The sequence below is a fragment of the Frankia nepalensis genome (assembly GCF_016786325.1).
GTDB lineage: Bacteria > Actinomycetota > Actinomycetes > Frankiales > Frankiaceae > Pseudofrankia > Pseudofrankia nepalensis.
Genome location: NZ_JADWYU010000202.1, coordinates 75779 through 86672 on the forward strand (window position 1 = coordinate 75779; position 10894 = coordinate 86672).

Below are 10894 nucleotides of genomic sequence, written 5' to 3' on the forward strand. Positions count from 1 at the left end.
CACAGCGATGAGTAGCCAGTTCCCGTTTGGTTTCAGCCCTGGCGGCGGCGGTGGCGACGGCGGGCAAGGCCCGTTCGGCCCGTTTGGCGGCATGGCGCCGTTCTTCGCCGAGCTGGAGAAGCTGCTGTCCTGGCAGGGCGGCCCGGTCAACTGGGACCTCGCCAAGCAGGTGGCCGCCCGGACCGTCGGCTCCGACGACCCCAAGGTCACCTCGACCGACGAGGACGCGGTCGCCGCCGCGCTGCGCGTCGCCGACGTCTGGCTCGACCCGGTCACCACGCTGCCAGCCGGCGGCGCGCTGGCGCAGGCCTGGTCACGGACGCGCTGGATCGACGCGACGCTGCCGGTCTGGCGCACGCTGTGCGACCCGGTCGCGGCGAAGGTCGTCGAGGCGATGCGAACCGGCCTGTCCGGCGGGATCGCCCAGCTCGGCTCCGGCGGCCTGCCACCGGAACTCGCGGCGGCGCTGCCGCCGGGCCTCGACCTCGGCAAGTTGATGGCCTCGGGCGGCCCGGTCCTCGAGATGATGAACCGGATCGGCGGGTTGCTGTTCGGCGCACAGGTCGGGCAGGCGATTGGCACGCTGGCGCGGGAGGTCGTCTCGTCCACCGAGATCGGGCTGCCACTCGGCCCGAGCGGGACGGCCGCGCTGCTGCCCGCGAACGTCGCCGCCTTCGGTGACGGGCTCGACATCTCCGCCGACGAGGTCCGGATCTACCTCGCACTGCGGGAAGCCGCCGCGACCCGACTGTTCGGGCATGTGCCGTGGCTGCGCGCCCATCTGCTGGGCATGGTCGAGGAGTACGCCAGGGGCATCACCATCGACCAGGAGGCGCTCGGCCGGGTGATCCGGATGGTCGACCCGAGCGCGCTCATGAACCCCGAGAGCCTCGCCGAGGCGCTCGGAGAGGACGTGTTCGCCGACGCCACCACTCCCGAGCAGGAGGCGGCGCTCGGCCGTCTCGAGGTCGGGCTCGCCCTCGTCGAGGGCTGGATCGACCACGTGACGGACACGGCGGCCAGCGCGCACCTGCCCGCGGCGCCCCGGCTGCACGAGATGGTCCGCCGGCGGCGGGCCGAGGGCGGGCCGGCGGAGCAGACCTTCGCGACCCTGGTCGGGCTGTCCCTGCGGCCGCGCCGCCTGCGCGAGGCCGCCGCGCTGTGGGCCGCGCTGCGCGACGCCCGCGGCACCGACGGGCGCGACGCCATCTGGGACCACCCGGACCTGCTGCCGTCGGCGGACGACCTCGCGAACCCGGACGCGTTCGTCTCCGGTTCGGGAGCAAGCACCCTCGACCCGATCGCGGAGATCGAGAAGCTGCTCGACCCGCCCCCCGACGAACCGGGCCCGGCCACACCGGCGTAGCCGCCAGGACGGCCGCGGAGCACGGCACGGTCCAACGGCCGATGACGCGCCCTCGAGGCGCGTCCCGAGGCGGCCACGGCGGAGCCAACGGCCGCCAACCGGTCCCGGCCGGCCGGCCACCCGGTTCCGTACTCCGTCCGGTGATGTCGGCGCAACACCGCGACCACCAAAAAGTCACCAGCTCGAGACTCTTGGTGACCCGATCGCCCAGATGAGGCGACCGCGAACGCTCGGGTCTACCAGGGTCTCCCGCGCCCACGCGCAGCGTGTCCGCCGCGCCCGGGCCCGGCCGCGCCCGGGCGAGCGAGCGCCCACCGCGAGGCCAGGACGACGCACCCTCAGGGCACGCGCCGGGCGGTCATCGCCGTCCGGATGCGCGGCCGGCCGGTCACCCACCGGGCCGGCCCCCTGAACGAGCCGCGGTCCCGCTGGGGAGGATGAGTCCCGCCGCCGCACGAAGGCCGGGCCCGGGGCGACACACCGCCGGGCGGACCGGAGATCGCCGGCGGCGGGCGCGGGGCCGACCGGTCAGGCCCGGCCGCGCGCCCCGGGACGGCCCGCCGCGCGCGGGCCGTGAGCCTTCCGCCAGAGCGTCACCCGGCCAGCCGGGGCCTGACGACAGGACCCCGCGGGCATCGGAAGGCCGTCCCGAGCACCTGTCCTGAGGATCACTGGGCGTCCGCGCCCGGCGAGGTGGCCGGGCGACGGACCTGGGAAGGGAGACCGCGTGGCCGACAGCGTCGACAGCTACGAGGGCTACTGCGTCAAGTGCAAGGAGAAGCGTCACTACGAGGGCGAGGTGCGGATCAGCGAGTCCGGCCGGCGGATGGCCCGGGGCACGTGCCCGGTCTGCGGCTCGACGATCAATCGGATCCTCGGCAAGGCCTGATCCTCGGTCGGGATCCCGGCGGGCGGTCCGCGCCGTCGCCTGGTCACGCCGTCCCCGCCCCGAGGGGACGGCGGCGCGCGACCGGTGACGACCGCGGGCCGCCAGGCCGGCCGCCGCGAGGGGGACGGGTCCGGCTCCGCTGTCAAGCGGCGGCCGCCCGCCCCCGCGCTCCCGCGATGGGCCGTGCCGGCCGAAGGTGTGCGACCGTGCCCGCTGGCGCGGCCCACCCGGCTGGCGCCGCCCCATCCGCGCGGTCCGCGCCCCGCTCGCCCGGCTCCCGGGCGGCGCCGGCCGGGTGAGGAGGTGCCCATGCGCCCGGTACTCAAGCCCGGTCTGCGCCGCCTGTGGCGAGACGGGTCGACCCTCCAGCTCGGGGTCGACCCGTCGCTCGCGCTCGTCCTGCCCGACGTGACTCCCGCGCATGCCGCCGCGCTCGGCGCGCTCGACGGCTCGCGCACCAGCGCCCGGCTAAGGGCCGACGGCGATCCCGCCACCATCGACCTGCTCGACCTGCTCGACGAGGCCGGACTGCTCGACGACGCCACCGTTCCCGACGACGACGCCGACGAGCCGCCGCTCACCGCCGTCGAACGGGACCGGCTGCGGCCGGACCACGCCGCCCTCTCGCTGGCCACCCGGGACCCCGACGGGGCGCGCCGGGCGCTTGCCCGCCGGCGCGCGGCCCGGGTCCGGGTCCAGGGCGCCGGCCGCGTCGGCGCGCACGTCGCCGCGCTGCTCGCCGCCGCCGGCATCGGCCGGGTGGTCGTCGACGACGCCGGCCTCACGGGCCCGGGAGACGTCGGCCCCGGGGCGCTGAGCCTCGACGACGTGGGCCGCCCCCGGGCGGCCGCGGCCCTGGCGGCGCTCGGCCGGGTGACCCGGTCCCCCGCCCCCGCGCGCACGGCCCGGCCGTTCCGGCCGGACCTCGTCGTGCTCACGCCGGCCGGCCTGCCGGTGCCGCGCCCGGACGAGGCCCTGGCACTGGAGCGAGAAGGCGTCCCGCACCTGCTGGCCGGCGTGCGCGAGACCACCGGAGTCGTCGGCCCCTTCGTCGTGCCCGGCCGTACCTCGTGCCTGCACTGCCAGCATCTGGTCCGGTACACCGCCGACCCGGCCTGGCCGCTGCTCGCCCTGCAGCTCGCGCGGCGGGCCGAGACCGGCCCGGACGCCTGCGAGGTGACCCTCGCCGCGATGGTCAGCGCGCTCACGGCCGCCCAGGCGCTGGCCTTCGTGGACGCGGGAGCCCACCGGGCCACCGACGAGGAGCTGCCCCGCACCGCGGGCGGCACGCTGGAGATCGCGCCACCCGACTGGCGGGTCCGGCGGCGTACCTGGCCGCCGCACCCGGACTGCCCCTGTCGCGGGACTCACACCCCCGACGGCTGAGGGCCGACAGACCGGCCGAGTGGCCGACCCGACGCCGAACCTTGCGCTCCGCGCTCCACGAGCGGGCGAAGACAGCGACGATAGACGGGTGTCCGACATTCCCCGCCGGGCCGTGGTGCGAACCGCCCGGCTCGCGTCCCTGCCCCTTGGCTACGCCGGCCGGGCGACGCTCGGCGTCGGCCGGCGCATCGGTGGCCGTCCCGCCGAGACCATCGCGACCGAGCTGCAGCAACGCACCGCCGAGCAGGTGTTCCGAGTCCTCGGTGAGCTCAAGGGCGGGGCGCTCAAGCTCGGCCAGGCGCTGTCCGTCTTCGAGGCGGCCCTGCCCGACGAGGTCGCCGGACCGTACCGGGCGGCGCTGACGAAGCTGCAGGAGGCCGCGCCGCCGCTGCCGGCGGCGACCATCCACAAGGTGCTGGCCGCCGAGCTCGGCCAGGACTGGCGGGCGCTGTTCCAGTCGTTCGACGACGAGCCGGTCGCCGCGGCCAGCATCGGCCAGGTGCACCGGGCGGTGTGGTCGGACGGGCGGCCGGTCGCGGTGAAGGTGCAGTACCCCGGCGCCGGCCGGGCGCTGCTGTCCGACCTGGCCCAGCTCGGCCGGGCGGCGCGGCTGTTCGGCGTGCTGGCGCCGGGCCTGGACGTGAAACCGCTGGTGGAGGAGCTGCGGGCGCGGGTAGCCGAGGAACTGGACTACCGGCTCGAGGCGACCTGGCAGCGCGCGTTCGCCGAGGCCTTCCGTGACGACCCGGACATCGCGATCCCCTGGCCCGTCGCCGCCGCCGACCACGTGCTGGTGAGCGAGTGGCTCGACGGCACCCCGCTGGCCGAGGTGATCGCCCACGGCGAGCAGGCCGAACGCGACCGGGCCGGGCTGCTGCTGTGCCGGTTTCTCTACTCCGGCCCGCCGCGGGCCGGGCTGCTGCACGCCGACCCCCACCCGGGCAACTTCCGGCTGCTCGCCGACGGCCGGCTCGGCGTGCTGGACTTCGGCGCGGTCAACCGGCTGCCCGACGGGCTGCCGGAGGCCATCGGCCGGCTGACCCGGCTCGCGGTCGACGCCCGCGCCAGCGCCGCGCACTCCGGCGACGCGCACTCCGGCGACGCGCACTCCGGCGACGCCATGGCCGGGAATGACGACGCGGCGGCGCAGGTGATCGAGGGCCTGCGCCGCGAGGGTTTCATCCCGCCGTCCGCCACGGTCGACGCCCACCAGTTCCTGGAAAGCCTCGGCCCGCTGCTCGACGCGCTCGCGGTCGACGAGTTCGCGTTCTCCCGCGGCTGGCTGCGGGAGCAGGCGACGCGGCTCGCCGACTGGCGCTCGCCGGCCGCCCAGCTGTCCCGCCAGCTCAACCTGCCGCCGTCCTACCTGCTGATCCACCGGGTCACGATGAGCGGGATCGGGCTGCTCTGCCAGCTCGAGGCCACCGCCGGGCTGCGGGCGGAGATGGAACGCTGGCAGCCCGGATTCGCCCCGCCCGGCACACCCGCCGCGCGGCACGCCGCCCGGGTGAACCGGCCGGGCCGCAAGCTCCCCCGCCTGGCGATCCCCCTGGACGCCGAGGCGGCGGACGCGTCACCGCCCGGGCTGGTCCTGTTCGGTCCGCCGCCTGGTCCCCGGCGTCCCCGCCCGGTTCGAGGAGCCGGGCGAGCGGGGCGCGATCCGCGGGCCACCGAGCCCCCGCCCGACACGGGCCTCGCCTCCGCCTGAGCGCTAGGCGCCGGCGGGCCTCGGCTGGGGCGTGGCCTCGGCGGACTCGGCGAGCTCGGGGCCGGCGGTGTCCTCGTCGAGGTCGCCCAGGTAGAGGAAGCCGTAGCCCTCGTCGCGGAAGGTGACGCCCGCGGCGCGCAGCGCCTCGTCCCAGTCGCCGGTGCAGGTGACCCGCGCGCCCTCGCTGCCGTGATCGGCGGTGAGCAGGATGGCGGTCGCCTCGGTCAGCCCGCGGGCGTCGAGAAGATCGAGGAAGACGCCGAGGCGGCGGTCCGCGTCGAGCAGCGAGGCCCGCGACTGCGCGGAGTACGGCCCGCCGGCGTGATGGCCCGTGTCCGTGCCCGTGGTGTTCCACCAGGTGAGCACCGGCGGGTCGGCCGACTCCCAGAGCTGGAGCACCTGCGTCAGCCCGAGCGCGTCGACCCGGCTCGACCACGCGTAGTCCGGGTCGACGGAGGCCCATTCCTGGCTGGTGTGCGGGTCGTCGTCGCTGGAGGGCAGATGGTCCGCCATGCCGCCGGGACCGTCGAGGCTTTCCAGCGCGCGGACCAGCTCGAAGGTCGAGTAGCCGGCGCCACGGTCGATCGGCTCGTTCACGCAGGCCGTCAGCGCGCCCGCGCGGGCGGCGCCGACCGCCTCGAACACCGTGCGCACGCCCGGCCGCAGTTTGTCGCAGGCCGTGTGCCAGGCCTTGACCTCGTTGGTGACGACCTGACGGCCGGCCGCCCGGTCGAAGTAGACGTTGTGCAGGATCCCGTGCCGCCCCGGGCCGACCCCGGTGAGCGCCGAGGTGTGGTTGGTGAGCGTGACGCTCGGGAACTCGGCCACCGCGCCGCCGGTCAGCGCGCAGCCGCGGGCGAGCAGCCGGGCGACGTTCGGCAGCGCGCCCGCCTCGGCCAGCGCGAGCAGGTCGTTGCAGTTCGTCCCGTCCCAGAGGAGTCCGACGACGTACCGGGGCGGCGCGTGCCGGGGCGACGCGGCGCCGTCGTCGAGCAGGTCGGCGAGCACGGTGCCCTCGACGCCCGGCATCGAGGCGCCGGCGAGCGCCGCCAGCGTGGGGGCGATGTCCACGACCCTGGCGTGCCGCGCGATCAGGCCGCGCGCGCGCACGCCCGCGCCGGACAGCAGCAGCGGCGCGCGTGACTGGCCCGCGTCGAGGGATCCGTGCTCACCGAGGTGGCCGCCCTGCTCGGGCCAGTAGTGCGCGGCGCTGTGCACGACGACGAGGTCGGGCGAGCGGGTCGGGTCGGCGAAGACCGAGGCGAGCCGCGGCCCGGCCAGCGGGTAGGAGTTGCGGTCGTTCGGCGGCGAGGGATCGGCGAGCGCGGCCGCGCGCGGCACCCCGTGCATCGGGTCCTGCCGCTCGACGGGGTTGCGCCCTCGCAGTACCCGCCACTGTCCGGCCGGCTCGGCGGCGGGGATCCGGGCCGCCCCCGCCGAGTTGGCGACGTTCAGCCAGCCGTCGTCGACCCAGGCGACCAGGTCGACGACCTCTTCCAGAGCAGGGACGGTCAGGACCGCCACGGCCCTGGCCAGCTCCGCGGCCCGCTGACCCGCCGAGACGCGGGAGCCGGGCTGGCTGGGCACCGCCTCCGCCCGGACCGGGTAGGTTCGCTCGCTGCTTGGCACGACCGGAACACTACTGGCGGACACGGGACCGGCAGGCGAAGCGCGTCTCACCCCCAGAGGGCGTTTCCAGTAACACCTGGTTCCGGCGCGAGGCGGCGCGCCAGGCCGCGGGCGCAAGACGTCTGGCCGCCTGGCCGGCCCCGGGCGGGGCGGCCAGACGGCCAGTGCGTCGGAGTAGGGACGGGTTTTGGAGTAGGAACGAGGGTTGGAGTGGGGACAGGGGTCGGGCTCCGGACGGAACGGCTCATGCGACGAGCCGGCGAGGCCTGGCGCGGTGGCCGGCTAGGCGGCGACCACCTTGCGCGGGCGGCCACGGGGGCGCTTGTAGGGCACCACGACGCCGGTGACCACGAGCTCACCACCCCACACACCCCACGGCTCGTGCCGGTCGAGCGCGGTCGACAGGCAGGCAAGCCGGACGGGGCAGTCGACGCAGATGGCCTTCGCGGCCTCGACGTCCGCCGGCGACTCGGCGAAGAACAGGTCGGGATCAGCGTCCCAGCAGGGCAGCGAGAGACGCTCCCGCTCGATCCGGGCGACGATCGAGGGGTCGAACACCGGTGTCACCTCCGACACAGGAATCTCTTCGGTGCGGTCAGAAGGGCAAAACACAAAGGCCGCGGTCCCCAGCGGGGTCCGCGGCCTCGGGTTCGGGCCTAGGTGCCGGTCTAGACCGGCGGTTCCGTCCTGGACGGACCCCTGCTGCTTGCGTGGCGTCGGGCGTACGGCTGAATCGGGTTGGCTTGGGCGACGGCGGCCGTCTGGCGGACGGACTTCTCCTGTGCGGCCTGGGCGGCGGGGCTCGCGGCATGACGCGTCGCCATCCCGGTGGCCGGCTTCAGAGCCGACCAGGCGCCGAACGGGGCGTCATCCGCCAGCGGTTCCACCGACGCCATGCCGGTGGTCAGCGCCGGGGCTGCCGCCCGACCAGCGGTGCCGATCGGGGAGCTCCCCGCGGCCGCGCGCCAGATCGTCGGCTCCGTCATCCCCTCGCCGGGCATGGCGTCGCCTAGCACGGCATCGCCGGGCAGCGTTTCGCCGAGCCATGGCGACGCGAGGCCGAAGACCTCCCGGGCACCGAGTACGCCCCACGTGGCGGCGTCGACGGCGCCGGGCCGCCCATAGAGGGCGTCGGGCGCACCGGTCGTGCCGGGAAGGTCATTGACGAGGCCGCCGCCGACGCTGGCCGCGCGCACGCGTGCGTGGGCGGTGCTCTCGAACTGGGCACAGCCGACGCCAAGGAACGCGATACGAATGTTGACCACTCCTATCGCCTCCTTTCGCGCGGCCGGACCGCCTTCACGCGGCCAGGCACCTGTCAGATGCGTGGTTCGTCCACCCAGAACGGCGGTGAGCCAGCCGGCGGCTCGCGACGAGCCAACTCAGCGTTCAGCGCACCTGCTCCGGTGTTCACGGGTAACGGTAGGGGGACGTCCGGACCGCGACAACCTATTTTTCGAGTCGCCCAGATGACACCCCACGTGACCACCGACTTGCGCCAGCCGCGGCAAGCAACAGACAGTAGCGCTAGACGATCAGGCCGCCACCGGCGGGACGGGGCCGGCCGACTGGTCAGCCACGCGGCGCCGGCCGGCCGGCGACCAGGGCCAGCACGTCGGCGCCAAAGGTGTCGAGTTTCACCTGGCCGATGCCAGGCAGGGCGACCAGCTCGGCGACCGTGCGCGGCCGGCGCTCCGCGATCGCCTCCAGCGTCGCGTCGGTGAGGACGACGAACGCCGGCCGGCTCAGCTCCTCCGCCTTCGCCGCGCGCCACCTGCGCAGCCGGTCCAGCAGCGCCCGGTCGACCTGGCTCGGGCAGCTCGCGCACCGGCCGGCGCGGGCGGCGGAGCCGGTCAGCGCCTGCCCGCATACCCGGCAGTGCACCGCGCCCCGCGCGCGCCCGCGGGCAGCCCCGCCCGGCGCGTCGCCCCCGTTCGCCAGGCCCGCGGTCACCGCCCGGGCGCGGGCCGGGCGCAGGGCGTCGAGAAACCGGGAACGCCGCCGCGGCCGCCCCCCCTCGGCGCGCGCCAGCGCCCAGGACAGCGTCAGGTGCACTCGCGCCCGGGTGATGCCGACGTAGAGCAGCCGGCGCTCCTCCTCGATCTCCTCGTCGGTCTGCGCGTGCACGATCGGCACCATGCCGTCGACCAAGCCGACGAGGAACACCGCGTCCCATTCCAGGCCCTTGGCCGCGTGCAGCGACGCCAGGGTCACGCCCTCGACGGTGGGCACATGCTGATGCGCGACCCGGTCGGCGAGCTCGGCGACGAAACGCTCCAACCCGGCCGCGGGCTCCGCGGCGGCCAGGCCGACGGCCAGCCGGTGCAGCGCGGCGAGGTTCTCGAAGCGTTCCCGCTCCGCGCCGCCGACCGGCGCCGTCGCCCGCCAGCCACCGGACCGCAGCACGTCGGCCACCGTGTCGGCGAGGCCCTCCGGGCGGTCGGTCTCGGCCGAGCGCACCGCGGCACGCAGCAGCCGGATCGCGTCACGCACCTCCGGCCGGTCGAAGAACCGCTCACCGCCCTTCACGAGGTACGGGAGGCCAGCGGCGCCGATCGCCTCTTCATAGGCCTCGGACGCGGCGTTGATCCGGTAGAGCACGGCGATCTCGCTCGCCGGCACCCCCGCGGCGAGCAACGCCCGGATCCTGGCCACCACCGCCTTCGCCTCGGCCGCCTCGTCCGCGCATTCCAGCACCGTGGGTTCCGGGCCCGGCGGGCGCATGGCGACGAGCCTCGCCCGGCCGTGAGCCGGCCGGACCGGCTTGCGGGCCTCCCCGGTCGGCTCCGCCGATCGGGAAGGGACCCCGGATCCGGCGGGAGTTCCCGATCCGGCGGGAGCCCCGGCCTTCGTCGTCCCGCCAGCGGTCCCCGCCGAGGAGCCTGGGCCGTTCCCGGTGGCCGCGTCGAGCAGCGCGTTCGCCAGGCCGACCACCTGGGGGGTGGAGCGGTAGTCGCGGACCAGCCGTACCACGGTGGCCGCCGGGTAACGGCGCGGGAAGTCCACGAGGTAGCGCGGCGAGGCGCCGCTGAACGAGTAGATGGTCTGGTACGGGTCGCCGACGACGCACAGGCTGTCGCGACCACCGAGCCAGGCGTCGAGCACCCGCTGCTGCAGCGGGTTGACGTCCTGGTACTCGTCGACCACGAAGTGGCGGTAGCGAGAACGCAGCTCGGTCGCCACCCAGCCGTGCTCCTCGATGACCGCGGCGGTGAGCAGCAGCAGGTCGTCGAAGTCGAGCGCTCCGGCCGCGCGCTTGGCCCGCTCGTAGTCGGCGTAGAGCTGGGCGACGGCCTCGGGGCGCCACGAGGTCTCCCGGCCCGCGTCCTCGGCGGCGCGCGGGTAGTCCTCGGGCGTCACCATCGTCGCCTTGGCCCACTCGATCTCGGCGGCGAGGTCACGCAGCTCGCTTCGGTCCAGCTGCCGGGAGGAGCGGCTCGCCGCCTTGGCGACCAGCGGGATCCGGCTCTCGACCAGGCCGGGCAGCGCGGCCCCGGCGACCTTGGGCCAGAAGTAGCCGAGCTGGCGCAGCGCGGCCGCGTGGAAGGTCCTGGCCTGCACCCCCTCGGCGCCCATCGCCCGCAGCCGGGCCCGCAGCTCACCGGCGGCCCGGTTGGTGAAGGTGACGGCGAGCACCTGGTCGCCGGGGATGCCCTGGGCGACCAGGCGCGTGATCCGGTGGGTGATGGTCCTGGTCTTGCCGGTGCCGGCGCCCGCGAGGATGCACACCGGCCCGACCGGGGCCAGCACCGCGGCCAACTGCTCGGGGTCCAGCCCCGGCTGCCCGCCGTCACCGTCGCCGCGGGCACCGTCGCCGCGGGCACCGTCGCCGCGGGCACCGTCGTCGCCGCGGGCGCCGTCGGCCTCGGCCGCGGCCGCGGCCGAGGCGTCCGTGCGCCGGGCGGCGGGACCGGGC

Annotated in this window: 8 protein-coding genes; 4 read left to right on the plus strand and 4 right to left on the minus strand. The window is 76.0% G+C overall.

The window, feature by feature from the left end:
- The first annotated feature begins 7 nt into the window (after positions 1 to 7).
- From I6A81_RS31830 to I6A81_RS31845, 4 genes are all read left to right on the plus strand, one after another.
- Positions 8 to 1366 carry a zinc-dependent metalloprotease gene (locus I6A81_RS31830; RefSeq protein ID WP_203003392.1) on the plus strand — a complete coding sequence of 453 codons (1359 nt, stop codon included), beginning with the start codon at positions 8 to 10 and terminating at the stop codon, positions 1364 to 1366.
- Between the two features lie 727 nt (positions 1367 to 2093).
- Entirely contained in the window at positions 2094 to 2255 is a 162-nt protein-coding gene (locus I6A81_RS31835) for a DUF5679 domain-containing protein (protein WP_203003391.1), read from the plus strand.
- 309 nt (positions 2256 to 2564) lie between these two features.
- Positions 2565 to 3641 (plus strand): ThiF family adenylyltransferase, encoded by a 1077-nt coding sequence (locus I6A81_RS31840; RefSeq protein ID WP_203003390.1) that lies wholly within the window; start codon positions 2565 to 2567, stop codon positions 3639 to 3641.
- Between the two features lie 88 nt (positions 3642 to 3729).
- On the plus strand, positions 3730 to 5349 hold the full coding sequence (locus I6A81_RS31845) for an ABC1 kinase family protein (RefSeq protein WP_203003389.1): 1620 nt from the start codon (positions 3730 to 3732) through the stop codon (positions 5347 to 5349).
- Between the two features lie 3 nt (positions 5350 to 5352).
- Here the strand turns inward: I6A81_RS31845 and I6A81_RS31850 are convergent, their stop codons facing one another.
- The 4 genes from I6A81_RS31850 to I6A81_RS31865 all read right to left on the minus strand — a co-directional run bounded on the left by I6A81_RS31850 (position 5353) and on the right by I6A81_RS31865 (position 10752).
- Positions 5353 to 6978, minus strand: a complete 1626-nt coding sequence (locus I6A81_RS31850) for an alkaline phosphatase family protein (RefSeq protein WP_203003388.1) — start codon at positions 6976 to 6978, stop codon at positions 5353 to 5355.
- 282 nt (positions 6979 to 7260) lie between these two features.
- Positions 7261 to 7554, minus strand: a complete 294-nt coding sequence (locus tag I6A81_RS31855) for a WhiB family transcriptional regulator (protein ID WP_307875051.1) — start codon at positions 7552 to 7554, stop codon at positions 7261 to 7263.
- A 92-nt stretch (positions 7555 to 7646) separates the two neighbouring features.
- Positions 7647 to 8243 carry a hypothetical protein gene (locus tag I6A81_RS31860; protein WP_203003387.1) on the minus strand — a complete coding sequence of 199 codons (597 nt, stop codon included), beginning with the start codon at positions 8241 to 8243 and terminating at the stop codon, positions 7647 to 7649.
- A 307-nt stretch (positions 8244 to 8550) separates the two neighbouring features.
- Complete coding sequence (locus I6A81_RS31865; protein ID WP_203003408.1) at positions 8551 to 10752, minus strand: ATP-dependent DNA helicase UvrD2; 2202 nt, start codon at positions 10750 to 10752, stop codon at positions 8551 to 8553.
- Between the last annotated feature and the right edge of the window lie 142 nt (positions 10753 to 10894).

Bases quoted from the DNA above. Each gene is read 5' to 3' on its own strand.
- I6A81_RS31830 (WP_203003392.1), top strand. From the start codon at position 8: ATGAGTAGCCAGTTCCCGTTTGGTTTCAGCCCTGGCGGCGGCGGTGGC.
- I6A81_RS31840 (WP_203003390.1), top strand. From the start codon at position 2,565: ATGCGCCCGGTACTCAAGCCCGGTCTGCGCCGCCTGTGGCGAGACGGG.